27 protein-coding genes are annotated in these 24,924 nt (G+C 62.2%); 11 read left to right on the top strand and 16 right to left on the bottom strand.

Features of this window, described 5'->3' with window-relative positions; translation table 11 throughout:
• Positions 1-98 precede the first annotated feature (98 nt).
• A complete protein-coding gene (gene uvrC, locus OHD58_RS09830) occupies positions 99-2,207 on the bottom strand; it encodes an excinuclease ABC subunit UvrC (RefSeq protein ID WP_263803039.1) in 2,109 nt (702 codons plus the stop codon).
• The gene (locus OHD58_RS09835) at positions 2,204-2,968 is read right to left on the bottom strand and encodes an SDR family oxidoreductase (RefSeq protein ID WP_263803040.1); all 765 of its coding nucleotides are present in this window, start codon (positions 2,966-2,968) and stop codon (positions 2,204-2,206) included. The genes uvrC and OHD58_RS09835 overlap by 4 nt, the downstream gene beginning before the upstream one ends.
• A gap of 393 nt (positions 2,969-3,361) precedes the next feature.
• Here OHD58_RS09835 and OHD58_RS09840 point away from each other — a divergent pair, with 393 nt between their 5' ends.
• Entirely contained in the window at positions 3,362-4,033 is a 672-nt protein-coding gene (locus OHD58_RS09840; protein WP_263803041.1) for an outer membrane protein, read from the top strand.
• A 129-nt stretch (positions 4,034-4,162) separates the two neighbouring features.
• Here the strand turns inward: OHD58_RS09840 and OHD58_RS09845 are convergent, their stop codons facing one another.
• Both OHD58_RS09845 and OHD58_RS09850 read right to left on the bottom strand, forming a co-directional pair.
• Positions 4,163-4,759 (bottom strand): glutathione S-transferase, encoded by a 597-nt coding sequence (locus OHD58_RS09845; RefSeq protein ID WP_263803042.1) that lies wholly within the window; start codon positions 4,757-4,759, stop codon positions 4,163-4,165.
• Between the two features lie 106 nt (positions 4,760-4,865).
• The gene (locus tag OHD58_RS09850) at positions 4,866-5,558 is read right to left on the bottom strand and encodes a winged helix-turn-helix transcriptional regulator (RefSeq protein ID WP_263803043.1); all 693 of its coding nucleotides are present in this window, start codon (positions 5,556-5,558) and stop codon (positions 4,866-4,868) included.
• 194 nt (positions 5,559-5,752) lie between these two features.
• Between OHD58_RS09850 and OHD58_RS09855 the strand changes: the two genes are divergently transcribed.
• A complete protein-coding gene (locus tag OHD58_RS09855; protein WP_263803044.1) occupies positions 5,753-6,904 on the top strand; it encodes an acyl-CoA dehydrogenase family protein in 1,152 nt (383 codons plus the stop codon).
• A gap of 24 nt (positions 6,905-6,928) precedes the next feature.
• Here OHD58_RS09855 and OHD58_RS09860 read toward each other — a convergent pair whose 3' ends face one another.
• The 3 genes from OHD58_RS09860 to OHD58_RS09870 all read right to left on the bottom strand — a co-directional run bounded on the left by OHD58_RS09860 (position 6,929) and on the right by OHD58_RS09870 (position 9,519).
• Positions 6,929-7,660, bottom strand: a complete 732-nt coding sequence (locus tag OHD58_RS09860; RefSeq protein ID WP_263803046.1) for a ribonuclease T2 — start codon at positions 7,658-7,660, stop codon at positions 6,929-6,931.
• Positions 7,661-7,670: 10 nt separating this feature from the next.
• On the bottom strand, positions 7,671-8,111 hold the full coding sequence (locus OHD58_RS09865) for a hypothetical protein (RefSeq protein WP_263803047.1): 441 nt from the start codon (positions 8,109-8,111) through the stop codon (positions 7,671-7,673).
• Positions 8,112-8,220: 109 nt separating this feature from the next.
• Positions 8,221-9,519: a PQQ-dependent sugar dehydrogenase gene (locus OHD58_RS09870; protein WP_263803048.1), complete on the bottom strand. Its 1,299-nt coding sequence runs from the start codon at positions 9,517-9,519 to the stop codon at positions 8,221-8,223.
• Positions 9,520-9,649: 130 nt separating this feature from the next.
• Between OHD58_RS09870 and OHD58_RS09875 the strand changes: the two genes are divergently transcribed.
• Positions 9,650-10,126 (top strand): SRPBCC family protein, encoded by a 477-nt coding sequence (locus tag OHD58_RS09875; protein ID WP_263803049.1) that lies wholly within the window; start codon positions 9,650-9,652, stop codon positions 10,124-10,126.
• A 9-nt stretch (positions 10,127-10,135) separates the two neighbouring features.
• On the opposite strand, the gene OHD58_RS09880 is transcribed toward OHD58_RS09875, so the two are convergent.
• Complete coding sequence (locus OHD58_RS09880; RefSeq protein ID WP_263803051.1) at positions 10,136-10,723, bottom strand: DUF308 domain-containing protein; 588 nt, start codon at positions 10,721-10,723, stop codon at positions 10,136-10,138.
• Positions 10,724-10,861: 138 nt separating this feature from the next.
• Between OHD58_RS09880 and OHD58_RS09885 the strand changes: the two genes are divergently transcribed.
• Together OHD58_RS09885 and OHD58_RS09890 are read left to right on the top strand one after the other, a co-directional pair.
• Complete coding sequence (locus tag OHD58_RS09885; RefSeq protein ID WP_263803053.1) at positions 10,862-11,449, top strand: TetR/AcrR family transcriptional regulator; 588 nt, start codon at positions 10,862-10,864, stop codon at positions 11,447-11,449.
• A gap of 164 nt (positions 11,450-11,613) precedes the next feature.
• Positions 11,614-12,366 carry an HXXEE domain-containing protein gene (locus tag OHD58_RS09890; RefSeq protein WP_263803055.1) on the top strand — a complete coding sequence of 251 codons (753 nt, stop codon included), beginning with the start codon at positions 11,614-11,616 and terminating at the stop codon, positions 12,364-12,366.
• Positions 12,367-12,438: 72 nt separating this feature from the next.
• Here the strand turns inward: OHD58_RS09890 and OHD58_RS09895 are convergent, their stop codons facing one another.
• Positions 12,439-13,326, bottom strand: a complete 888-nt coding sequence (locus OHD58_RS09895) for an alpha/beta fold hydrolase (protein ID WP_263803056.1) — start codon at positions 13,324-13,326, stop codon at positions 12,439-12,441.
• Between the two features lie 103 nt (positions 13,327-13,429).
• Between OHD58_RS09895 and OHD58_RS09900 the strand changes: the two genes are divergently transcribed.
• Positions 13,430-14,032, top strand: coding sequence for a CGNR zinc finger domain-containing protein (locus tag OHD58_RS09900; RefSeq protein ID WP_263803057.1), 603 nt, complete (start codon positions 13,430-13,432; stop codon positions 14,030-14,032).
• 119 nt (positions 14,033-14,151) lie between these two features.
• Here the strand turns inward: OHD58_RS09900 and OHD58_RS09905 are convergent, their stop codons facing one another.
• Positions 14,152-15,066, bottom strand: a complete 915-nt coding sequence (locus OHD58_RS09905; protein WP_263803059.1) for an SDR family oxidoreductase — start codon at positions 15,064-15,066, stop codon at positions 14,152-14,154.
• 109 nt (positions 15,067-15,175) lie between these two features.
• Here OHD58_RS09905 and OHD58_RS09910 point away from each other — a divergent pair, with 109 nt between their 5' ends.
• A complete protein-coding gene (locus tag OHD58_RS09910) occupies positions 15,176-15,742 on the top strand; it encodes a TetR/AcrR family transcriptional regulator (RefSeq protein WP_263803061.1) in 567 nt (188 codons plus the stop codon).
• A gap of 9 nt (positions 15,743-15,751) precedes the next feature.
• On the opposite strand, the gene OHD58_RS09915 is transcribed toward OHD58_RS09910, so the two are convergent.
• Positions 15,752-16,618 carry a 23S rRNA (adenine(2030)-N(6))-methyltransferase RlmJ gene (locus OHD58_RS09915; RefSeq protein ID WP_263803062.1) on the bottom strand — a complete coding sequence of 289 codons (867 nt, stop codon included), beginning with the start codon at positions 16,616-16,618 and terminating at the stop codon, positions 15,752-15,754.
• Positions 16,619-16,728: 110 nt separating this feature from the next.
• Between OHD58_RS09915 and OHD58_RS09920 the strand changes: the two genes are divergently transcribed.
• The gene (locus OHD58_RS09920; protein ID WP_263803063.1) at positions 16,729-18,837 is read left to right on the top strand and encodes a molybdopterin-dependent oxidoreductase; all 2,109 of its coding nucleotides are present in this window, start codon (positions 16,729-16,731) and stop codon (positions 18,835-18,837) included.
• A 1-nt stretch (position 18,838) separates the two neighbouring features.
• Here the strand turns inward: OHD58_RS09920 and OHD58_RS09925 are convergent, their stop codons facing one another.
• From OHD58_RS09925 to purM, 3 genes are read right to left on the bottom strand one after another with little or no spacing between them, the layout of a single operon-like run.
• A complete protein-coding gene (locus OHD58_RS09925; protein ID WP_263803064.1) occupies positions 18,839-19,354 on the bottom strand; it encodes a SixA phosphatase family protein in 516 nt (171 codons plus the stop codon).
• Positions 19,355-19,390: 36 nt separating this feature from the next.
• Complete coding sequence (purN, locus tag OHD58_RS09930) at positions 19,391-20,098, bottom strand: phosphoribosylglycinamide formyltransferase (protein WP_263803065.1); 708 nt, start codon at positions 20,096-20,098, stop codon at positions 19,391-19,393.
• Positions 20,095-21,159, bottom strand: a complete 1,065-nt coding sequence (gene purM / locus OHD58_RS09935; protein ID WP_263803066.1) for a phosphoribosylformylglycinamidine cyclo-ligase — start codon at positions 21,157-21,159, stop codon at positions 20,095-20,097. Before purM ends, purN begins: the two co-directional genes overlap by 4 nt.
• A 199-nt stretch (positions 21,160-21,358) precedes the next feature.
• On the opposite strand from purM, the gene OHD58_RS09940 reads away from it, so the two are divergent.
• Genes OHD58_RS09940 through hdaA form a run of 3 tightly spaced genes read left to right on the top strand, consistent with a single transcriptional unit; the run spans position 21,359 to position 23,751 of the window.
• Positions 21,359-21,916: a CDP-alcohol phosphatidyltransferase family protein gene (locus OHD58_RS09940; RefSeq protein WP_263803067.1), complete on the top strand. Its 558-nt coding sequence runs from the start codon at positions 21,359-21,361 to the stop codon at positions 21,914-21,916.
• Positions 21,888-23,045: an AI-2E family transporter gene (locus OHD58_RS09945; protein ID WP_263803069.1), complete on the top strand. Its 1,158-nt coding sequence runs from the start codon at positions 21,888-21,890 to the stop codon at positions 23,043-23,045. Before OHD58_RS09940 ends, OHD58_RS09945 begins: the two co-directional genes overlap by 29 nt.
• 4 nt (positions 23,046-23,049) lie before the next feature.
• Entirely contained in the window at positions 23,050-23,751 is a 702-nt protein-coding gene (gene hdaA / locus OHD58_RS09950; protein WP_263803071.1) for a DnaA regulatory inactivator HdaA, read from the top strand.
• Between the two features lie 32 nt (positions 23,752-23,783).
• On the opposite strand, the gene OHD58_RS09955 is transcribed toward hdaA, so the two are convergent.
• Both OHD58_RS09955 and OHD58_RS09960 read right to left on the bottom strand, forming a co-directional pair.
• Entirely contained in the window at positions 23,784-24,065 is a 282-nt protein-coding gene (locus OHD58_RS09955) for a hypothetical protein (protein WP_263803072.1), read from the bottom strand.
• 87 nt (positions 24,066-24,152) lie between these two features.
• The gene (locus tag OHD58_RS09960) at positions 24,153-24,809 is read right to left on the bottom strand and encodes a TetR/AcrR family transcriptional regulator (protein WP_263803073.1); all 657 of its coding nucleotides are present in this window, start codon (positions 24,807-24,809) and stop codon (positions 24,153-24,155) included.
• Positions 24,810-24,924: the final 115 nt, after the last annotated feature.

The raw sequence follows: 24,924 nt of genomic DNA on the forward strand, positions 1-24,924 counted from the left end.
TGATCAGTTACTCAAAACAGAACGCCGGCCCGCCGGTCAATCGCAAGCACGCCATGGACCAATCAAAAAGCGCTGTCCTGCCGCCGATGACAGCAGTTTCAGCCATTTTCGTGGAAATGGTTGTAGATTTGACGCGCAATCGACTCCGAAATGCCGTCGACGGCCATTAGATCCTCCATTGCCGCGCGGCTGACCGCCTTGGCAGTGCCGAAATGCAGCAGAAGCGCACGCTTGCGTCCGGGTCCGATGCCGCCGATCTCGTCGAGCGGGTTCCTGATCATTTCCTTCTTGCGCCGCGCGCGGTGCGAACCGATGGCGAAACGGTGGGCTTCGTCGCGCATCCGCTGGACGAAGTAAAGGACCGGATCGCGCACCGGCAGCGAGAACGAGTCGCGGCCGAGCATGAAGAAGCGTTCGCGCCCGGCGTCGCGGTCCTGGCCCTTGGCGACGCCGATCGCGGTGACGAAGCCGGAAACGCCGAGATCATCGAGGATCTTCCGCACCGCCGACATCTGGCCCTGGCCGCCGTCGATCAGGATGACATCCGGCCAGGCGGGAAAACCCGAAGGATTGACTTCTTCGTCATCCACGACCACTTCGGCATTCTCGCCGAGTGGCGGTCCGTGTTCTTTCAGGAGTCGTGAAAAACGGCGCTCCATCACCTCGCGCATCATGCCGAAATCGTCGCCCGGCGTGATCTCGGTCGAGCGAATGTTGAACTTCCGGTACTGGTTCTTCACGAAGCCTTCGGGCCCGGCAACGACCATCGCGCCGACCGCGTTGGTGCCCATGATGTGCGAGTTGTCGTACACTTCGATGCGTTGCGGCGGCTTGGCCAGCCCGAATGTTTCCGCGAGACCCGTAAGCAGCCGTCCCTGCGTCGATGTCTCGGCGAGCCGCCGTCCGAGCGCCTCGCGGGCGTTCTGCAGCGCGTGGTCGGTGAGGTCCTTCTTTTCGCCGCGCTGCGGCACGCTGACCGCGACCTTGTGGCCGGCGCGCGTCGACAGCGCTTCGGCAAGCAGTGGCTGGTCCTCGACCGCTGTCGACAAGAGGATGAGGCGAGGGCAGGGCTTGTCGTCATAGAACTGGGCGAGGAACGAACTCAGCACTTCGCCGGGCTCGAGCGCCGGGTCGGCTTTCGGGAAATAGGCGCGGTTGCCCCAGTTCTGGCCGGTACGGAAGAAGAAGACCTGGATGCCGGTATGGCCGCCCTCCTGATGGATGGCGAAGACGTCGGCTTCCTCTACGCCTTGCGGGTTGATGCCCTGGTAGCTCTGCACATGCGACAGCGCGGCAAGCCGGTCGCGGTAGACCGCGGCGCGCTCGAAATCGAGGTCCTCCGAAGCTTCCTGCATGGCCGACGAGATCTCGGATTTCACCTTCTGGCTGCGGCCGGACAGGAAATCCTTCGCCTCGCTGACGAGGTTGGCGTAGTCGGGCGCACTGATCTCGCCGGTGCACGGCCCCGAACAGCGCTTGATCTGGTAGAGCAGGCAGGGGCGCGTGCGGCTCTCGAACACCGAATCGGTGCAGGTTCGAAGCAGGAAGGCCCGCTGCAGCGAATTAATGGTGCGGCCGACAGCACCTGCCGACGCGAACGGTCCGAAATAGTCGCCCTTTCGTGAACGCGCCCCGCGGTGCTTGAAGATGCCGGGCGAAGGGTGGTCGCCGGTCAGAAGGATGTAGGGGAACGACTTGTCGTCCCGCATCAGGACGTTAAAGCGCGGCCGCAAGCGCTTGATGAGATTCGCCTCGAGCAGCAGCGCTTCGGTCTCGGTGCGGGTGACGACGAATTCCATCGTCGAGGTTTCGCGCACCATCCGGCCGATGCGGTTGGTGTGGAAGCGGCCCTGCGCGTAGTTGGTGACACGCTTCTTCAGGTTGCGCGCCTTGCCGACGTAGAGCACGTCACCGGACGCGTTGATCATGCGGTAGACGCCCGGCGAATTGGGCAGCCGCTTGACCAGGGTCTGGATCACCTCTGCGCCGAGCATGCCGTCGGCGTCGCCGGCATGCGCTTCCCAGTCGATGGCGACGAAGGGCAGCGCCGGACCGTCCGCCGCGACGATCTCGGGGATCACCGCTTCGTCGGCAGACGTCTCGTCTTCCTCATATTCGTCGCCGGGAACGTAGCCGGCTATGTCGTCGCTGGCGCCGAGCTTTCCGCGCGGCCGCTTCGGTGTCTTGGGATTTTCGTCGCTGTTCATTCCGTCATGCCTGTCACATCCGGCGTTTGCCACGCAAGATGCTGTCCGCCGTCGATGGCGATCATCTGGCCGGTCACCGACCGTGCCTCCCATAGATAACGTATCGTCGCCCCGAATTCAGCAAGGGCAGGCCCGCGACCGAGGATGAGACCATCAAGCTGGGCCTGGAAATCCTCCGGCTGCTGGCGGGTGTTGGCGAGCGTCGGGCCGGGGCCGACAGCATTGACGCGGATGCGCGGCGCCAACGCCAGGGCCAGCGTCTGCGTGGCGGTCCACAGGGCTGATTTGGATAGCGTGTAGGAAAAATAGCGCGGTGTAAGCCGCCATACCCGCTGATCGATGATGTTGACGATTAGCCCTTCGGCATCGGCTGGCACCTGCGCGGCAAAATCCCTGGAAAGCTGGGCCGGCGCCTTGAGATGGATGGCGAAATGCCGGTCCCAGTCCGCCCAATCGAAGTTTTCAGCCGAATCGTCGACGAACAGCGAGGCAGAGTTAACGAGCAGGCCGAGCGGCCCGAGCGCAGCGCGGGCTTTTGCAACCACGTTTGCCGCGGCATCGAGATCGGTCAGATCGACCTCGATCACGGCGGCGCGGCCGCCTTTCGCCACGATGCTTTCCGCCAGCTTGTCGGCTTCCTCGCGTGACTCGTGGCAATGGATCGCCACTGCAAACCCGTGCGCGGCAAGATCCTCGACGATCGCCTTGCCGATCCGCCTGGCGCCGCCGGTGAGGAGCGCGGTCTTCTCGGCTTTCGCCATGTCTGCCTAACTCCGGAGTCCGGAAATATGACCCGATGCCCCATTTCCGGTAAGGTTGTGTTTGGTCATAGGGCAGCAATGTGGCAAGAGCTGCTGAACGGGCCGCAGAATGGCTTCACGCCGCAGCCCATGTTTTCAATATAGGTCGCCTAACCCCTTGCTCCAAGCGGGTTACAAGCCCTGTTTCGTCAGTCTGCTGACAAAACTGTTGCCGAACCGCAACGTCATCTTTCCGCCTTTTTGGAGCCGGGGAATCACCCAACTTCAGGTGTGGTGGCGCCGCATTTCGACCCGACATTGGGAACTGTCTGACGCGACAGCCGTTCCCCCCGCGGTTGTCTGAGTGTCAATCGGAAAAAGGCTGCGAGTTCCCTGCAGCCAAGGAGTAAAAGAATGAAAGCCAATCTCAAATTTGCGCGGTCGACTGCGGCTGCTTTCGGGCTTCTCGCCCTCGGCATGGCCCCCGCCTTCGCCGCCGACGCTGTCATGGAAGAGCCGCCGGCACCGGCCGCTCCGATGGAACAGCCGCCGGTCAACACCTGGTCCGGCCCTTATGCCGGTGTCACGCTCGGCTACGGCTTTGCCGGTCAGACCGATATCGGCAACCCGGCTCTCGAAGTCGAGACCGACGGCTTCCTGGGACACGGCTTTGCCGGTTACCAGATGGAAAACGGCGGCTTCGTCTACGGTCTGGAAGCCGATCTCGGCTACGGCGGCTATGAGGGCGACAATGCCGGCGTCGAATCGAAGGCCGGCCTTGATGGCTCGCTGCGCGCTCGCCTGGGCGTCGCGGTAACCCCGGACATCCTCGTCTACGGTACGGCTGGTGGCGCGTTGCAGAGCAACAAGATCACCGACACCGTCACCGGCAGCAGCGACCGCAACACCCACCTCGGCTGGACGGCCGGTGTCGGCACCGACGTCAAGATCACCGAGCAGGTGTTTGGCCGCGTCGAGTACCGCTACACCGACTTCGGTTCGAAGGACTACGCCATCAACGGCGGTTCGGTCGAAGCCGATTCGCGCGATCATCGCGTGATGTTCGGCGTCGGCATGAAGTTCTGATCCGGCGACACGCTTGGATCAAGGAAAAGCCGGGCGGCGACGCCCGGCTTTTTTCATAAAGGCAGCAGGAATAGGCATCAGCCAGAAGCCGGAAACCCAATCCTACCGTCCTATCAGCTATTGCCTTCCTTATGCCGGCAGCAAAGGCACCAGGTCGGGAAATTTCTGGTCGAACTTCTTTGCCCAGCGCTTGAGCTTGGGGCGGCGCTGCTGCCACTTTCCGGCAAACCGCAGATCCATGTAGCCGAGTGCGCTGCGCAGCGCGATCTGCCCGGCATGCAGTTTTCCGGTCAGTTTCGGCGGTACCGCCTCGAGTTCGTCCAGAGCGCGCGCGACCTTCGACCACTGCCGGTCGAGCCAGGGCTGGTGAATCTTTTCCTCCGGACGGAAGCGCCGTTCATAGACTTGCGACAGCAGGCTGTCGCACATGCCGTCGGCCAGCGCTTCCAGCTTCTCGGCATCTGTGCGCTTTTCGGCATTGCGCGGAAACAGCGCGTTCTTCGATACGCGGTTGAGATATTGGGTAATGGCGCGGCTGTCATGCACCGCAGAGCCGTCATCGGCCAGCAGCGTCGGAATCTTGCCGAGCGGATTGGCCTGCAGCAAGTCGGCCGGATCGGCATTGGTATCGGTCTTGACGAGTTCCAGCGCGATGCCGGCATGGGCAGCCGCCATGCGAACCTTGCAGCTGTAGGGCGAGGCGGGTGCGTAGAATAATTTCGGCATGTAGCGGGATCCCTGTTTCTGACGGCTGAAAACTAAGGGGCGACGCCGTGGGGAGCAATCGTGTTCGCTTGAGCCAGCCTGTTTTGCGGCGGTTTTCGTTACGAAATCAGGAAACGGCGCGCGTGCCGGGAGCAAAACTGCTCAAGCCCAGCCATCGTTGCATGGCGCTTGCGATCGACGGCTCACCTTCGAGGGCCAGCCGTCCGGCATCGATTTCCCCGCGTGCCACGGCGAGGCCCATCCAGATTGCCGTCATCGACTTCAATGAACCGCGTACAAGCAGGTCGACCTCGTAGCCAGGGTCGAAACCGCAGAGGTCGACAGTGCCGTTTTCGACCACCAGCCACCAGTTTTTCTGCGCATCCGGCAATTCGGGGTATTGAAACTGAATCGTGCAGCGCCGCGGCGGCAACGGCTGCGGATTGAGATTGCGCCGCATGTCCCACATCAGCAGCGACGGATCGAGATTCTTCAGCGAAAGCCGCGATTCGACCCAGCGCTGCCCCCAGAATCCCATCGACATGACGATGGGACGAAGCTCTTCGCCGGCCGGAGAGAGGCGGTATTCCAGTGTCCCGGAAGCTGTCGGCGTCGTCACGATGACGCCGGCTTTCTCCAACTGCTTCAAGCGCTTGGACAAAAGCGCCGGCGACATTCGGGGAACGCCGCGCCGGAGGTCGTTGAACCGGGTCGAGCCGCAGAGAAGCTCGCGAACGACCAGTGTGGTCCAGCGCGTGCACAATATTTCGGATGCCATCGCAACGGGGCAGAATTGGCCGTATCCCCCGCGATCTTCCATGCTGGTCTCCGGGGAAAGTCTTTGATCCGCATAGAATACCGGTCCTCCAGGCCGTTGCCAAGGCACCGAGTTCGGTGCTTTTTCTATGTGGAAGCTTCTGACAAACAGGAAAGCGGTACAGTTCCTGAACTAGATCGTAGCCGAAAGCCGGTGGATGTTCTCATCCGTGTTACTGTGGCCAAGGGAGAGAAGCCATGACAAGTGTTGTGAGAGCAGAGACAGCTGAAATACAAGACATCGTCACGGCAGCACGCCGGCTCGGCGCGGATTTTGCCGAGCGGGCGACCGAGGCCGACGAACACGATCAATTCGTCGCCGAAAATTACAAGGCTCTGAAGCAGGCCGGCCTTGTTGCCGCCGGCGTGCCGAAGGAATTGGGCGGCAGCGGCGCGGACGTGGCTGAACTTGCCAACATGCTGCGTGAACTGGCGCACCACTGCGGTTCGACCGCGCTCGCCTTTTCAATGCACACGCATCAGGTCGCCATTCCGGCATGGCGCTGGCGGCACCAGAAGGTGACTGCCGTCGAACCGCTGTTGCGGCGCGTGGCCGGGGAAGGGCTCGTGCTTCTGTCCAGCGGCGGTTCCGACTGGATCGCCGGATCCGGCAAGGCGGTGAAGGTCGATGGCGGCTACCGGGTTTCCGCGCGCAAGGTCTTCACCTCGGGTGCGGAAGCCGGCGATATCCTGATGACCGGGGCCGTCGTGCAGTCGGAAGGTGAGCCGGACGCGGTGATACATTTTCCGGTGCCCATGAAAGCGCCAGAGGTGAAGATCATCGATACGTGGCGTACCCTCGGCATGCGCGGCACCGGGTCCAACGATGTGCTCATCGAAGGACTGTTCGTGCCCGATGCGAGCGTTGCGGTGTCGCGCAAGAGCGGCGAATGGCATCCGCTGTTCCATATCATCGCCACGATCGCGTTTCCGCTGGTCTACGCCGCCTATCTCGGCGTTGCCGAGAGCGCCCGCGACATCGCCATCGGGCTGGCGAAGCAGAAGCGGCAGACGCCCTATGCCACGGAACTCGCGGGCCGGATGGACACGACCTTGCGGACGGCGCAACTGGCGCATCGCTGGATGATCGAGATCGTCGAACGCAACGCGCCATCAGCCGAGACGATCAACGAGGTGATGATCGGCCGCAGTCTCGTCGCGGAAAACGCCATCAGGACCGTCGAACTGGCGATGGAACTGGCGGGCGGTGCCGGCTTCTACCGCAGCAACGGTCTGGAACGGCGTTTCCGGGATATCCAGGGTGCGCGGTTCCATCCGCTGCAGGCTGGGCCACAGGCGCATTATGCGGGGGCGATGGCTCTCGGCCTGCCTGTGGCGAATATTTTCTAAAACTGGAGTTGCCCGGCGCGGCGGCTATCCGCCGCGCATCGGCGGCATCACGGCCTTGGGCAGCCGGCAGGCGCGGCGATCGACCTCGGGGCAGGGACGGTAGGCAAGGTCCTTAGTCATGCAGATGCGCACCTCGCGCAGGTAACGCTTGTCGCATGTAACGGCAACGCCTTCGGCGGGAAGACTCTGATTCGTCTCGATAAAGGCGCTTTCGACTTCCTTGGGATCGACCGTCTTGTAGTCGTCGAGGCGGCGGAACTGGGTCGGGATGACCACCTTGTCGCGGGCAGCCCGAAGCACCCTGAAATAGTCTTGCTGGGCCATGTTGGCGCAGGCACCGTGCTTCTTCCACTGATATCGGATCAGCCCGGCGGACGGCATGATGTCGTAAAGGGTGCGCAAGGTTTCCCTGGAGACATTCGGATCCTGCGTCGCGCAATCCTGCGGATAGCTGCGTTCGAATTGCGGCCACAGCCCATGGACGACGAATGCATAGAGCCGCCCGTCGGCGCACTGCTGCTGGTTGGCATCCTCGCCTTCCGCTTCGCAATAACTCGGCGACCACGACAGCGACAGCACGTAAAAATCGAAACCGGCGCCAACCGGCAACGTGTCGATGGCGGGGGCCGTGGGGGCAGCCGGTGCGGGAGTGGCGATAGGCGCGTTGGCGGTCGATTGCGATTCAGGCGCCGGCTCGCATCCGGCGAGCAGTGCTGACAGAGAGGCGATCGCCGCTAGGGTCCCGATGCCGCGCATCGCCAGGAGATCACCTGAGAACGCGGCAGCGCCCGTTGTAGACCATCCAGCGGTCGAAGCCGGCAACGCAGAATTCGACGTTGTCGCCCATCGAGGCGAAACCCTGGCCTTCTTCGATCAGATACCAGATGTCGCGCGGACGGCCATCCGACAGGTCGACCGTGGCACCGCAGTAGCGCCGGCCGATCGGACGGTCTTCACGCGCCGGCAGGTACCGATGCTGGTGGATGCGGCGGAAATCGGTGATCGAGACATCCGGCAGGTTCGGAACGTGCTTGACCTGATGATCGAAGCGCTTGCTGATCGTGTTCAACACCCACGCTTCGCCGCAAATTCCGGAATCCTCCACGTAGACACTGCTAAGATCGGCGGCTTCCGCCTTGCTTCCAGCGAAAATCGCGGCTCCCGCGGCAATGAGGGCGGTGAAAGCGAGGGTGGCAAGGCGTCTCATCATAATCTCTCCGTCGCCCGGCGATTCAACGACCGCGCGTCATTGCACTGTGCTAGCGAAGCGCGAAGTGGTCAAGCGGGAGACTGCTTCGGTGCCACGAGGATTGCGGTCAAGCGCCTGTCACGCGCCAGATCACGTCGCCGACGTCGTCTGCCACCAGCAGCGAACCGTCCGGTCCGATCGCCACGCCGACCGGCCTGCCGTAGGACACCCGCTCGTCCAGGGAGAGGAAACCGCTGAGAATGTCGCGCACCGGACCGGCAGGTTTTCCGTTCTCGAACGGCACGAACACCACTTTGTAGCCGCTGAGCGTGCTGCGGTTCCACGAACCGTGCTGGCCGATGATCATGCCATCGGGGAAGCCGGGCAGCGTTCCGGCGGGGTGCCAGCACAGGCCGAGCGAAGCGGTATGCCCGCCGAGCGCGAAATCGGGCGTCAGTGCGACCGCAACAAGTGTTGGATCCTGCGGAACCCGGCCATCCACGGTCTTTCCCCAGTAGCAATAGGGCCAGCCGTAGAAGCCGCCGTCGCGGACCGAGGTCAGGTAGTCGGGCGGCGTCTCGTCGCCGAGGCCGTCACGCTCGTTGACGACGGTCCACAGCGCGCCGGTCGTCGGCTCCCACGCCAGGCCGACGGGGTTGCGCAGGCCAGAGGCGAAGATGCGGCTGTCGCCGGTCTCGATGTCCAGCTCGTAGATGCACGCCCGGCCCTCTTCAGCCTCCATGCCTTTGTCGCCAATATTGCTCAGCGAACCGACGCCGGCGTAGAGCTTGCGCCCGTCCGGGCTCGCCAGCAGGCTGCGCGTCCAGTGCCCGCCGGACTTGAAGTCGACAAGCTTGCGCCCGGATGAGTCGATACGGCTGGCCCCGGCCGTGTAGGGGAAGGCGACGACACCGTCGGTGTTGCCGACATAAAAAGTGTCGCCGAGCTGAGCCATGCCGAACGGCTGGTTCAGCCTGTCCATAAACACTTCGCGGGTTTCGGCCACGCCATCGCCGTCGGCATCGCGCAGGAGAGTGATGCGGTTGGGACTGACGCCGGTGGCGGCGGCGCGCTGCATGGTGCTCGCCATGGCATAGTCGAAAACCGACTTGATGCCGCCCGGCTCGCTCAACGCCTCGGCGGTCAGCACGTCGCCATTGGGCAGGACATGGATCCAGCGCGGGTGCTTGAGGCCCGGCGCGAAGGCGTTGACCTTGAGACCGGGAGCCGCGACGGGCGTCCGTCCCGCCGTCCACCCCCTGGCCGTGGGCATTTTGAGCGTCGGAATGCCTTGCGGCTTCGCCTGCGGGATGTTGGGCGCGCTGCCGAAAGCTGGCTCCAGGGTGCCATCGGCGCGGTGTCGCAGGAATATCGCGCCCGCGCCGACCAAAGCCACCAGACGAGCAAAAATGCTTGAAAAACTCATCGTATCTTCCTGTGATTTGCGTGCAAGCTACACGACCCGGGTGAGGGGTGGAACCACCGAGATGGCACTGTTATCGTTTGTACGATGCGGCGTTCGGCCGACCGGCGACGCAAGGGAGAACAGCAGCGCGATGAATGCCCCGAACCGGAAGAGAACCGATTGCGCGTCCCGTATCATCAATGCTTCGCCGCAATCCATCTATCGGGCCTTCATCGACCCCGAAGCGCTGACATCCTGGCTGCCGCCGCAAGGCATGACGGGTCGGATGCATGCCTTCGATGCCAGGCCGGGCGGATCCTACAGGATGACGCTGACCTACCAGGACGCAGGACACGCGGGAAAGACCTCGGAGAATTCCGACACCGTCGGCGGAAGGTTTCTGGAACTCGTCCCGAACGAAAAGATCGTCCAGGAGGTCGAGTTCCAGTCAGACGACGCGGCGTTTGCCGGCACGATGACGATGACCTGGTCGATTGCGGCGGTGCCGGGAGGCAGCGAAGTGACCATCCGCTGCGAGAACGTGCCGGAGGGAATACGCAAGGAGGACCACGACGCCGGCCTCAAATCCAGCCTGGACAATCTCGCCGCGTTTACCGAACTTGCCTGAAGTCAGGACTCATTTGCCACTGCCCGACTGGGCAGCACCTGCGGCATCTACGTTGCGATAGGCTGCGACGGCAAGCCAGATCGCGGAAAGCAGGAAGTAGAACGCGCCGAACGCCGCATAGGGGACGATGTCCAGAATCGTCGGCGCAACTGTGCCGAGGGATCGGCTGATCATGAAGCCGCCGGCGAGCGCCGACTGCGCTCCGCTCAGCACCATCGGCCACTGTGCGCCGTAGTGACGCCAACGTCTCACCCCCGTGTACAGCTGCAGCAGGCCCGAGAGGATCGCCCATACCCCGAACACCGCCAGAACGGCATAGATGCTGTTGCTGAGCGCCACGATCACGGCGAGCACCGTTATCGTGCTGACCACGACATTGAGTGCCTGGGACGGGTTGGCTTTCAGGCCGCCGTTCACGCGGGCGTCGACCAGATTGGCGAAGGCGTCCCATGCCGGGTAGATCACGAGCAGGAATGCGGCGGGGCCAGGTTGCCCGCTGAAGAGAATGGCGGCGGCGATCCACGCGATGGAGAATATGGCGCGCACGAAGTAATAGGATCGCAGCCAGTTGGACTGGATCGAAGATTGGGTTTGCATTGGTATGTTCCTTGTTGACGCCTACCTTCTAGTAGGGAGGCAATTTTTGAGTCAACCGGGTCCGGGAACACCTTCTTGTGAGACGCGGGAACGATGCGGAAGTCTTGACAAACTGCCTACCAGTAGGTAGGCGGAAGCATGAAATCAATGACTTCGACCCCGGAGAAAATTCTAGACGTCGCGCAATCTCTCATTGTGAAGGGAGGCTACAACGGGTTCAGTTATGCCGACATCTCGGCTGCGATCGGCATCAGGAAAGCGAGCATCCACCATCATTTTCCGACGAAAGCCGAGTTGGTCTCGGCGCTGGTGGATCGTTACAACCAGCAGGCAGACGCGGGTTTGAAGTCTCTTCGACAGCAGTTCTCAAACCCTGCCGAGCAACTGCAGACCTATTTGAACTACTGGCAGACATGCATTCGCGATGCCGCGCCGCCCTTCTGCGTCTGTGCGATGCTCGCCGGCGAAATGCAGATGCTGCCCGAAGAGGTAGAATCACGCGTTCGTGTCCATTTCCGTAGTCTCGCGAACTGGCTTGCGTCGGTGCTGCAGGCCGGAATGGAGCTGGACCTGTTCCGATTGGACAAGCGGCCGGAAGAGGTGGCCCAGATGCTGATGGCCTCGGTTCATGGGGCAATGCTCTCTGCGCGGGCGTTCAGCGATCCCGAACTGTTCACCACAATCGTCACCCCCCAGGTCGCCAGGCTGCGAGCACCGGGGTGCTAGTCGCGAACCCATAAATCGGGAACGACCGAGATGGGGTGGAAAGCAGGTTTCCGCAGATCGCAAATTCACCTGTCCGGTTTGCCCGATCTAATTTCGGTCCGAATTGCATTACGCTCTGGAATCACTGGGGTCGGATTCGATCGGTTGTTTCCCGGAGGGCCGCCATGCACTACTGGAACTGGTTCGACATTGCCTTTCCCTGGATTGGCGGCGTTGGCGCAATCGTCCTGGCGGTCCTGCTTTTTGCAACTGACCGTCTCCGGAGCGATCCAAGCCGCTCGCGATGGCATGACTGGGTGTGGTTATCCTGGCTCGGGGTGGTGGCCTATCTGCTTCACAACTTCGAAGAATACGGCATCGATCTGCTCGGGACATTCCATGCATTTCCGGACATGATTTGCGCACAGCTCGGTTTGCCGCCTTATCCGAATTGTCCGATCCCACCGGTGTTTTTCCTGGCGGTCAATATAACTGCGTTCTGGATCGCGGCTCCCCTTGCAGCCCTGTTGAGCCGACGACACCCGCTTGTCGGGCTTTCTGTCTACGGCATCATGATGATCAACGCTCTGTTACATATGGTGGCCGCGCTTGGGGGTAATTTCGGTGGAGGATTTTTGACTTCATTACTTTTCGCGGCCCTGGCCGTGTGGATCATCCGCGCCTGCTTCGGTCCAGGCCGAATGAGCTACGGCGCGCTCGCGCTTCTTGTGGCTGGTGGGATCATTGTTCACATCGTTTTGGCGGCCCCGCTGTTGCTGTTTCTCAATCTTGGCATGAGCACGGCCGTGCTTGTCTTGCTGCAACTGGCGAATCCCTTCCTGCTGATGCTCATCCTGTGGCTTGGTGAGCGGTGGCGTGATGGGAAACTGATCTCGAGCCCGCGAAACCAACTGACCTCAAGAGCGGCGCGGACCTAACCGCGAATCTCCGCTTTGAGGTCTAGGGAGCGGTCGGACCGCTTCTAGCCGTATTTCATATAAAAGCAGCCGTTAGCTTTCTGCCTTCTCATATTGCACATTGACGATGAAGTTTCGCATCACGCGCGCGCATTCCTCGTAGTGCGTCTCAAGCAGCAGATGGGTGCCGTCGTAGAGGTGCATGTCGATCCGGTCGAGATCCTTGGCATAAGCGTAGGCCTCTTCGATTTCATAGTACGGGTCGTGTCGCCCCCACAGCAGCAGCGCGGGGGGTCGATGATCGCGATGGTAGGCTGCATATTCCGGGAAGCGAGCCACATGCGAACTGTAATCGGAAAAGATACGGAGTTGGATTTCGACGCGTCCCGGCTGGCTCATGCGCTCCCAGTCGAGATGCCAGCCTTCAGGGGCAACAAGCGGCACGAGGCTATCCGGGATATCGCCGACATAGGTATGCTTGACGCCCTCGAAGTTGAGCCATTCTGGAAGTCTGGCAAGGTTTGCGGGAGTGGGGTCGGCCCAGTATGACTTGACCAGATCCCAGGGTGCCCCAAGGCCCTCTTCATGGGCATTGCCATTCTGAATGATAAGCCCGAGCACGCGTTCGGGGTATTTCAGCGCCAAGGCATAGGCGACGGGCGATCCGAAATCGTGGACGTAAAGGAAAAACCGATCCATGCCGACCTCGCGCATCAACGCGTCGATAGTTTCGGCCATGGCATTGAAGGTGTAGGGATAGTCATCGGGCGCTTCTGTAAAGCCGAAGCCCGGCAGGTCCGGGGCGACAACATGCGCGACTTCGGACAGCGGGCCAATGACGTGGCGGAAATAAAACGACGAGCAGGGTTGGCCGTGCAGAAGCAGCAGCCCCGGCGCTCCGCGCCGTCCCGCTTCCCGATAGAAAAGGTCTACGCCATCCACATTAACGGTGTGATGTCTGGTTTTCTCATTGGTCTGCATGGGGCCTCCTAGACTGCTATCCTTGGCCAGAAAAACCGATTAAACCCAATATAGCGGTTATCTGTTAGGCAACCGGATAACTGCTCTTATATGGTTAGGTTCCATGCCAAATAATTTGGATACCGTCTGGACGCGCGGACATTTCATAGGTGGCCATCCGGCGGTTGACTTCACCAACGCCGTCTTCACCCGCCACATGCCCGGCGACGACAACGATTTGTTGAACTCCCCACGAGATGTCGGAAACTGGCTTCATTTCGCTGGACTGGCCACGAAAGCTCAGGCGAACGCGATTTCGGATATCCAGGCCCCGGCGTTTCTGGGAAGCGTTCGGGAATTGCGAGAGACATCCTTTTCGGTTTTCGATGCGCTTGCCGCCGGGAAACCACCATCGACGGAGGCGCTAGGCCTCTTGTTCGAACGGGCAGCGAAAGGGCTTTCGGGAGGAGGGCTCAAGCTGGTCGAAACCGACGCCGCACCGCAAATTGTGCGCTTTGATGATCCCAAAGCCATTGTCGCTTTTTTTACAACCATCTCGATCGAGGCGTACTTCGCTTTGCCACGAGAGAGGCTGCATGCCTGCCCTCGGTGTGGCTGGCTTTTTGTCGACACATCACGAGGCGGAAGGCGGCGGTGGTGCAGCATGCAGACTTGCGGCAACCGCGAGAAAGCATCGCGGCACAAAGAAAAGGCTGATGATCAGTAGATGCACGCACGAAACGGCCGCTTTTGGAGGCTTGGTCATTTGGCTGCATGTCTCAAACGGGGTCGGTAGCCGTCATCCGGCCTTTCGCCCGGTTTACAGATACTGGACCCTGGAAGACCTCACCGGTAGCCGGTGACGTCCGACGGCTTGCCGGCCTCGCGGACTTCGACGAGATAGCGCCAGCAATCAGGGCGCGAGCCGTCGACATCGTCGAAACCGTATTCCTTGGCGATCTGCCCGCTCGACACCGATTGGCCGTTCCAGCGTGCCTTGTTGTCGTCGGCGGCAAGCGCCGCCACCGCGCGGCCGACGAAGCGCGGCGTCTCCGAAATGGCGAAGTCGGGCTGGTTGGCGATTGCGTCCCGCCATGTTGGCTCGGTGACGCTGTAATGTTCCAGCATCATTTCCGAGCGCATCCAGCCGGGCGTGATCGACAGGGCCGTGCATCCATGCTTTTCCAGGTCCTTCGCATGCGCCCAACTCATCCGGTCGGCGGCAACCTTGCAGAGGTCGTAGAAAACCGAGAGCCGATAGCGCGTTTCATTGTAGGCGCGAGTGCCGTCGGTGACTTCGACAAGCAGGCCGCCGGGGCGTTCGATGAGCAGGGGCAGGGCGTAGTGTGAAGTGATCAAATGCGTGTCGATGGCCAGCCGCAGCATGCGCAGGCCGTTGTCGAGATTGTGATCCCACACCGGCTTGTTCCATTCGAACAGGTTTTCACCGCCCCATATGTCATTGACCAGGACGTCGAGGCGGCCGTGGTCACGGCGGATTCTTTCCACCAGCGCTTTCACCGCGTCCTTTTCGAGATGGTCGACGCGAACGGGGATGGCCTTGCCGCCGGCTGCCTCGATGATGCCCGCCGTCTCGTCGATCGTTTCGGAACGGTTGATTTCGGATTTTTGGTCGCGCGTCGAGCGGCCGGTGACATAGACGGTGGCGCCGGCGGCGCCGAGTTCCACCGCGATGCCGCGCCCGCCGCCCCGCGTGCCCCCGGTTACAAGTGCGACTTTTCTTTCCAATGGGTTGCTCATGTACTGGCCTCCTGAATGCAAAGCTGTAGCGTTCGCCGCGTTGGCGGCGCTTGCTATTTCGGGGTGAGTGACGTATATAAACTAATAATCATTTATAAATGGATTGCAAGTGCCAAGACGCAAGTCGCTTTCGGATGCAGATCTCCTCGACCGCGTGCTGACGCTGATGCGCCGGTCGGGGCCGCAGGGCGTTACCTTTGCCGCCGCCGCCACCGAAACCGGGCTCTCGGGCCCGACGCTGGTGCAGCGTTTCGGCACGCGGGACGGCCTGTTGCACGCTGCGCTGCTGCGAGCCTGGGATCTGCTCGACCAGCGTACTGAAGCAGCAATCGCGGCCGAGCCGGCGACCCCGGCAGGCGCCGTTGCCATCCTGGTCACGCTGTCCGGCGATTTCGGCTCCGGCGAAAACTATGCGGAAGGCCTGCTGGTCCTGCGCGAGGACTTGAGGAACGCGGAGCTGAGGGCGCGCGGCGACCGATGGGGAAAGCGGCTGGCCGAAGCACTCGGCCGGTGTTTGGGCGATGCAAGCGGCCCACGGCCGGACCTTGGAAAACTGCTGGCGTCGCAATGGCAGGGCGCATTGCTGTGGTGGGGGTTTTCGCGCAACGGCACCCCGGCGGAAGCTGTCAAGGAAGGCCTGATCGCCCTCTGCCGCTCCATCGGGAGGGACGTCTGAGCGGACAACTCAGTCGCGGCCTGGCGCAGTTTCACCGGCCAGCCATTCGACCGTCCATTTGGCGTGCGGGCTCTCCGCCAGAAGCGTTTTTAGCGCTGGCAGCAGGCTGCGCAATTCCGCCTCCAGCGGGTAGGGCGGGTTGACCACGATCATGCCGGTGCCGTCGAGCCGCGGCTCAGGCGAGGGCGGCCGTACCTCGAAGCGGATGTCGAGGATCTTTGCAATGCCGGTCTCCACCAGATCAGCGCGGAACCGGTTGACGGCAGTGCGGTCCTTCAGCGGATACCAGAGCGCGAAGATGCCGCCCGGCCAGCGCCGGTGCGCCCTGGCAAGGCCATCGACCAGCCGGTCGAATTCGCCTTCCTGTTCAAACGGCGGATCGATCAGCACCAGCCCGCGCTTCTCCTTGGGCGGCAGATGCGCGCCGAGAGCGAGCCAGCCGTCGAGTTCGATGACGCGCGCCTGGAAATCGCCGGCAAAGCGCTCCCTGAGAAGTGCAGCGTCAGCGGGATGCAGTTCGATCGCCGACAGCCGGTCCTGCTTGCGCAGGAGATGGCGCACGATGAGCGGCGAGCCGGGGTAAAAGCGCAACCCACCCTCCGGATTCATCGCGTGAACCGCTCCAAGCAAGGGGCTCAGAAGGTTGGCGATTTCCGGCTTGAGCGTTGCATCGAGCAGCCTGCCTATGCCGTCCCGCCACTCGCCTGTCTTCCGCGCTTCTTCGGCGGAGAGGTCGTAGAGCCCGATGCCGGCATGCGTGTCGACGACGCGGAAGGCTTTTTCCTTCAGCTTCAGGTATTCGACGATGCGGACGAGCACCGCATGCTTGACGACATCGGCGAAATTCCCGGCATGATAGGCGTGGCGATAATTCATTTGGGCAGCATCGTCTCCCGAAAATCAGCAGTCAGGGATCAAGATCTGCAACAATCGATTTTCGCAAGCCGCGTCTACACGTCCGTAACGAAACCCGCTAGTTTCCAAGCATGAACCAGCACACCAAGCTCAGAATCGGCCATTCGGCCTGCCCGCACGACTGTCCGTCGACCTGTGCGCTCGACGTCGAATTGCTGGACAGCAAAACGATAGGCCGTGTCCATGGCGCCAAGGACAACAGCTACACCGCCGGCGTCGTCTGCGCCAAGGTGGCGCGCTACGCCGACCGCGTGCATCATCCCGACCGGTTGCTGAAGCCGCTGATCCGCGCCGGCGCCAAGGGTGAGGGCGGCTGGAAGGAAGCAAGCTGGGAAGCAGCACTCGACCTCGTGGCCGAAAAGTTCATCGCGGCTGAGGAAAAGTACGGCAGCGAGACCGTGTGGCCGTATTTTTACGCCGGCACCATGGGGCTGGTACAGCGCGACGGCATCGAGCGGCTGCGCCACGCCAAGAAATATTCCGGCTTCTTCGGTTCGATCTGCACCAATCTCGCCTGGACCGGCTATGTGATGGGCACGGGAGCGCTGCGCGGCAGCGATCCGCGCGAGATGGCGAAGTCGGATTGCGTGGTGATCTGGGGGACTAATGCGGTCGTCACCCAGGTCAACGTGATGACGCACGCGATCAAAGCGCGCAAGGAACGCGGCGCCAAGATCGTCGTCATCGATATCTACGAAAACGCGACGATGAAGCAGGCCGACATGGGCCTCGTGCTGAAGCCCGGCACCGACGGCGCATTGGCCTGCGCTGTCATGCATGTTCTGTTCAGGGAAGGGCTGGCCGACCGCGCCTACCTCGAAAAATACACCGACGACCCGAAGGGACTGGAAGCGCACCTCGCCGACAAGACACCGGAATGGGCGGCGGCGATCACCGGCCTGTCGGTGGAAGAAATCGAAGCGTTCGCACGGCTGATCGGTACGACCAAAAAGACATTCTTCCGCCTCGGCTACGGCTTCGCGCGCCAGCGCAACGGCTCGGTCAATATGCATGCAGCACTTTCCGTCGCCGCCGTCACCGGCTGCTGGCAATATGAGGGCGGCGGCGCATTCCACTCCAATTCCGGCGTCCTGAAGCTCAACGGCGAGCTTCTCGAAGGCACCAAGCTGCGCGATCCTTCGATCCGCTATCTAGACCACTCGCGCATCGGCCCGGTGCTGATGGGCCACGAGGATGCTCTTTACAGCGGTCCACCCGTTACAGCTATGCTGATCCAGAACACCAATCCGATGAATGTCGCGCCCGAGCAGCGGCTGGTGAGGCAAGGTTTCCTGCGCGACGACTTGTTCACCTGCGTGCACGAGCAGTTCATGACAGACACGGCCAAGATGGCGGACGTGGTTCTGCCGGCGACGATGTTCCTCGAGCACGACGATATCTACAAGGGCGGCGGCAACCAGCACATCACACTGGGACCGAAGCTGATCGACCCGCCTGAGGGGCCGCGAACCAACCACTACGTCATCGAGGAACTCGGCAAGCGGCTCGGCGTCTCGCACCTGCCGGGCTTCGGCATGACCGAACGCCAGCACATCGATGTCATGCTGGAGAAGAAAGGGCTCGGCGATTTCGATTCTTTCAGGGAAGAGCGCTGGGTCGACCTGCAGCCCGATTTCGACGACGCGCATTTTCTCAACGGCTTCGGCCATCCGGACAGCAAGTTCCGCTTCAAGCCGGAGTGGAACGGCGGTTTCGCACCGAACAAGCCTCCGAAAAGCATGGGCATCTTCGGGCCTTACCAGCAGCTGCCGGAGTTCCCCGACCATGTCGACCTGATCGAGGTGGCGGACGAAAAACATCCGTTCCGGCTGGCGACGTCGCCGGCGCGCAACTTCCTCAATTCGAGTTTTGCCGAAACGCCGGTATCAAAGGCCAAGGAAGGCAGGCCGGAACTGCTGATCCATCCTGACGACGCGGCAACGCTTGGTCTAGCGGCGGGCGACCGTGTCGAAATCGGCAATCCGCGTGGCGAGGTGGTGCTGCATGCCAGGATCTTCGATGGCCTCAAGCGCGGCGTGGTCATAGCCGAGGGCATCTGGCCGAACAGCGCGCATGAGCGCGGCGAGGGCATCAATGTGCTGACCGGCGCCGATGCCCCGGCGCCTTATGGGGGTGCCGCCGTCCACGACAACAAGGTCTGGGTGCGGGCGGCGGGGTAATTCAGCCCAGATCCCTCGGTCGCAGGAAATGTGTCAGCCGCGCAGTACCGCGCCGAAGTTTCTCCCACGGTCCGTCGAATTCGAACCGAGCCAATGCGGCGGTCGGGAATTTTTCACGCATGCGGCTAAGCGAGGCGTCGTCCGAGCCATCTCCGGCAATCAGCGTCGCGAACTCCTCCAGACCGGGATTATGGCCAACAACAAGCAAAGAGTTCACCGTCTCGGGCGTTTTCCTGACATGCTGAAGCAGGCGCGCAGGTGCAGCCATGTAGAGGGCCTTTGAAAGGGCCGGTTTGGGCGCATTGGTCAACTGCGCCGCAACCAGCGCCCATGTCTGCTGGACGCGCACCGCCGCGGAGCCAAGAACGGCGTCCGGCAGCCAGCCGCGTGCAGCGAGTTCCTTTCCCATCCTCGGAGCGGCCTCGCGGCCGCGCTCGGCGAGCGGCCGGTCGAAATCGTCCAGAGACGCATCGTCCCAGTTCGATTTGGCATGACGCAACAGGAGCAAGGTTTTCATAGAGATTCCCGCTTTCGGGGCGGTGCCTTATCGCGTCTACGGTGTGAAACGTGCCAAATTCTCGAGATCGTTCGGATCGTGCCAGGTGCTGGGCATCATGATAACGCCGCTGCCGCCGGCATGGTCGATGCCGTCGAACACGGTTCGTCCGTTCTCCATGCGTGCCTTGCCGCCGGCAACCAGGGCCAGCGCCAGCGGATAGAGCTGGTGTTCGGCCTTGAGCACGCGTGCCGAGAGTTTTTCCTCCGTGTCGTTGGTCAGAACGGGGACCGCCGCCTGCGCGATGATCGGTCCGTCGTCCATGTCCCGGGTGACGAAGTGCACGGTGCAGCCATGCACCCGCAATCCGTCGTCGAGCGCGCGTTGATGGGTGTTCAGGCCCTTGAACATCGGCAGCAGGGAGGGGTGGATGTTGATCATCCGGCCCTGCCATTTGTCGACGAAGCCGGGCGTCAACAGCCGCATGTATCCCGCAAGGCAGACGATATCGGCGCCGAATTTGCGAAGTGCCGCGTCGATGGCCGCGTCATGCGCCTCCTTGCTGGCGTGGTCGCGCCTCGAAACAACGCGGGTTGCGACCCGGAAACTTTCCGCAGCCTTCAAGCCCGCTGCATCGGCCTGGTCCGAGATCACTCCGGCGATCTCGGCCGGATAATCGGCCTCTTTAGCGGCCTGTATCAGCGCGGCCATGTTCGAGCCGCGACCGGAAATAAGGATGACGATGCGTTTGCTTTTTGTGCTCATAGGTCGATGGTACCACGGTAAATGACGCCGGCATCACGGCGGGGCACGATGCGGCCGATCGGCTCGACGGTCTCGCCGGCTTCCTGCAGCACTGCGGCGACCTGTGCCGCCTGGCCTGACGCAACGACCATGATCATGCCGATGCCGCAGTTGAAGGTACGCATCATCTCGACAGGTGCAACGCCGCCGGTCCTCGCCAGCCACGAAAATACCCCCGGCACCGCGATCGCTTCGAGATCGAGTTCGGCGGTGAAGTCCTTGGGCAGCACCCTCGGGATGTTTTCCGGAAAGCCGCCGCCGGTGATGTGGGCGAGCGCCTTGATGCCATGGGTGTTGCGGATCGCCTGCAGCACCGGCTTCACATAGATGCGGGTGGGTTCCAGCAAGGCCGCACCCAGTGTCTTGTCGCCGGCGAACGGTGCCGGAGCGTCCCAGGCAAGGCCAGATTGCTCGACGATGCGGCGAACCAGTGAGAAGCCGTTCGAATGAACGCCGGAGGAGGCAAGTCCGAGCAGCACGTCGCCTTCGACGATATCGTCGGTCGGCAGCAACTGGCCGCGCTCGGCGGCGCCGACGGCAAAACCGGCGAGGTCGTAGTCGTTGCCCTGGTACATGCCGGGCATTTCCGCGGTTTCGCCGCCGATCAGCGCGCAACCGGCCTGCCGGCAGCCTTCGGCGATGCCGCCGACGATTGCCGCTCCCTGCTCGGGATCGAGCTTACCCGTGGCGAAATAGTCGAGGAAAAACAACGGCTCGGCGCCCTGGACGACGAGGTCGTTGACGCACATCGCGACAAGATCGATGCCGACGGTGTCGTGGATGCCGGCGTCGATGGCGACCTTCAGCTTGGTGCCGACGCCATCATTGGCGGCGACCAGCACCGGATCGCTGAAACCGGCCGCCTTGAGATCGAAAAGCCCGCCGAAACCGCCGATTTCGCCGTCCGCACCGGGACGTCTGGTCGATCGCACCAGCGGCTTGATCTTCTCGACCATGGCGTTACCGGCATCGATGTCGACACCCGCTTCCGCATAGGTGAGGCCGTTCTTGCGCTCGCTCATCATTATCCTCTGCGTGGCGCGAATATCCTGCCGGGCTCTTCGCATGAAGCGCCACGCGCCGCAACAGAATGCCGTGTTTCGTGTCGCTGAAGAAGGCAAAAACCGTGGACAGAGGCCGGCAAGTCCCTGGCACCTTGCGGGCCGCTGCGCTTTCGACCATGTAACGGCTAACGATACGCGGGAAGGGGAGGCGAACTGCGTGACCATACCGAACATGATCACAATTCTGCGTTTCCTGCTGGTACCGGGCGTGATTTTCGCCTTGCTGACGGACAAGATGGGCTGGGCGCTTGCCGGCTTTCTGGTCGCGGGCATTTCCGATGGCATCGACGGCTTCATTGCGCGCCAGTTCAACCAGCGCAGCGAGCTCGGCGCTTACATGGACCCCATGGCCGACAAGCTGTTGCTGGTCAGCGTGTTCCTGATGCTCGGCTTCATGGGCGAACTGCCGTTGTGGCTGGTGATTGCGGCGGTTTCGCGCGATGCGCTGATCATCGGTGCGGTGCTGCTGTCGACGATCATGGGCAATCCGGTCGAGATGAAGCCGCTGTTCGTGTCGAAAGCCAACACCGCCATCCAGATCGTCTTAGCGGCGACAGTGCTCGCCGAACTGGCCTTTGCGACCCAGTTCGGCCATGCCCGCGTCGCCCTCATATTCCTGTCCGGCCTCTTGACCGTCGCTTCCGCCGCGGCCTATCTCGTAGCCTGGTCGAGGCATATGAGCGGCAATGGCGAGAGCAAAAGTCCCCACGGATGACGAGGCCGACGAAGCTGCCTCGGCAGCTTTCCGCCGCCAGATCCGTTTTTGGCTGATCGCCGCCGCGCTTTTCGCGCTCTTCGTCTATGTTTTCAGCGATATTTTGCTGCCGTTCGTCGCCGGCATGGCGCTCGCCTATTTCCTCGATCCGGTTGCCGACAGATTGCAGAAGGCGGGCTTGTCGCGGATCATGGCGACGGTGTTGATCCTGGTCGCCTTCGTCATCGTGTTGGCGCTGGGCCTGATGATCCTGATCCCCATCCTCGCCCAGCAGATGGCTGATTTCGTCGGCAGGCTGCCTGAATACCTTACGCGCCTTCAGGGGCTTGTCACCAATTTCGATCCCGATTGGCTGGAGGATCGTTTCGGCGTCGACCCTGGCAGCCTCAAGGAAGGCCTGAATTCCCTGCTGACCTCCGGGGTCAGCTTCATATCGACGGTGTTCGAGTCGATCTGGGCATCCGGCGTGGCAATTTTCAACATTGCCGGCCTGTTCGTCGTAACCCCTGTCGTCGCCTTCTACATGCTGCTCGATTGGGATCGCATGATCGCCACGGTCGACAGCTGGGTGCCGCGCGATTACGTCGAAACGGTGCGCCAGATCGCCGTGGACATCAACAAGGCGACCGCGGGCTTCGTGCGCGGGCAGGGTACGCTGTGTCTGGTGCTGGGCTTCCTTTACGCGGTAGGCCTGACCGTCGTCGGGCTGAATTTCGGCATCCTGATCGGCATGTTCGCCGGGCTGATCAGCTTCATTCCATATGTCGGCTCGCTCGTCGGCCTGGTGCTGTCGATTGGAGTGGCGTTCGTCCAGTTCTGGCCGGATTGGCCATGGATCGCCGCCGTGGCGGGTGTGTTCTTCATCGGTCAGTTCATCGAAGGCAACATCCTGCAGCCACGGCTGGTCGGCAAGAGCGTCGGCCTGCATCCGGTCTGGCTGATGTTCGCGCTGTTTGCTTTCGGCGCGCTGTTCGGCTTCGTCGGTCTGCTGATCGCGGTACCAGCGGCGGCGGCCGTCGCCGTACTCGTGCGTTTCGCCATCTCGCGTTATCTGGAATCGCCGCTTTACAAGGGCCACAAGGAAGAGCCTGCGGTGAAGGCGGCGCGGAGCGGCAAGGCGGGCGTCTGATCCGATGGCCGAATTGCAAAAGCCGCGTCAATTGCCGCTCGACTTGCGGCATTCCGCCGGCTTCTCGCGTGACGACCTGGTCGTTTCGCCGGCCAATGCCGATGCCGCTGCGCTGATCGATCGCTGGCCGGACTGGCCGGCACCTGTCGTTGTCCTTGCCGGTCCGGCGGGATCGGGTAAAACCCATCTCGGCGCCATCTGGCAGGAGATATCGTCAGCCACGGCGCATAATGCGGGCGCCATCGGCGAAAGCACGCTGAAGGCGGCGGAAGCCGGGCCGGTGCTCATCGACGACGCGGACGTGGCCGGGCTCGACGAACAGGGCCTGTTTCACCTGATCAACGCGGTGCGCGGCGCCGGCACGCACCTTCTATTGACGGCACGCCGTTTCCCGGCCGCCTGGGGCGTAAGACTTCCGGACCTAGCCTCGCGGCTCAAGGCGGCGACCACGGTCGAGATCGGCGAGCCGGATGACCTGCTGCTGGCCGGCGTCATCACCAAACTCTTCGCCGACCGGCAGGTCGAGGTCGAACCGCATGTCGTGCAATATCTGGTGCGCCGCATCGAACGGTCACTGTCGACCGCCATCCGCGTCGTCGACAGGCTTGATCGCGCGGGGCTCGAGCAAAAATCGCGCATCACGCGGGCGCTGGCGATCGAAGCCGTCAGCGCGCTGGACGAGGGGCAGCGCGAATTCGACCTGTAATCTGCAATCTCAATCGCGCGGCCCGTCCAGAGTTACGACGATAGCCGCAGGTAGGCGGCTTTTGCTGCGAGAAGCACTGCCAGTATGGTGAGGTTGGAGAACAGGCCGACCAGAATGTGCTGGAAAACATCGGCACCCGCGCTGCTGCCAATGGTGGTCGGGATGAGCACCGCGACGAACACCAGGCCGAGCGCGATCGGTATCCACCGGTTCAGCGTTGCCTGGGTGTTGGCGGCGGTAAACAGAAGCGCGACCAGCAGTCCGACGCGAAACGGGTCGACCAACTGCGCGAGATAGATATCGACAAAAGACAAGGCTTGCTCCCCCAAAGCGGTTCCGCATTGTGCAGGTCCGACGCCACCTGTCGAGAGCGCGGTGAACGAAAGCCGCCCTCGAATGGCTTAGCGATCGGGGCCTGGCGGCTCCTCGGAAATCTTTGCCGTTGGCGCTTCGCGCGACCTGATCCCATCGCAGAACGCTTCGACGATGAATTTGATCTGCCCTGAAATCTCTTCCGGTGGGACGGCGACGAAACGGCGCTGCAGCCCGAGGCCGACGATCCCGTGAACCGCCGAGAACAGCGACTTCGCCAGAAGGACGCGGCGCTCGTCGCTCTCGTTGGGGAACAGCAGCCTCAGCGGCTTCACGATGTGGCCGATCAGGCGGACATGTTCGTTGATCTGCCATTGCGGCAATTCCTTCGTCGAGCCGAGACCGACTTCGAAGATCGCCGACCAGAGTTTCTGGTTGGCGAGAACGAATTGGAAATAGGTCTGCCCGAGCAGCGATAATGCGGCCTTGGGATCGTTGGCTTTCGCTGCGGCGAATGCCGTGGCAACGGCTGCCTCCAGCCTTGCGACCGTTCGCGAATTCACTTCGGCAACGAGCGCATCCATGTCCGGAAAGATCGTGTAGATCGCGCCCAGCGCGCAACCTGCTTCACGCGCGAGTTCGCGTGCCGTCAGTGCGGGATAGCCGTTTGCCGCGATTGATCGCTCGGCGATCTCCACGAGCGTGACACGCAGTGCGGCCCGCCGCTCTTCTGTTTTTGATGCCAAGGCAGGGATTCCAGCTTTCTATGCCACAATTTGAACATTGTTCACGGAAATTATTGAACAGCGTTCACGAACTTAGGCACGATGTGGCGCGCAGTCGTCCGATGTCAAGGGGCGA

The organism is Mesorhizobium sp. ZC-5 (assembly GCF_025753855.1).
Taxonomy (GTDB): domain Bacteria; phylum Pseudomonadota; class Alphaproteobacteria; order Rhizobiales; family Rhizobiaceae; genus Neomesorhizobium.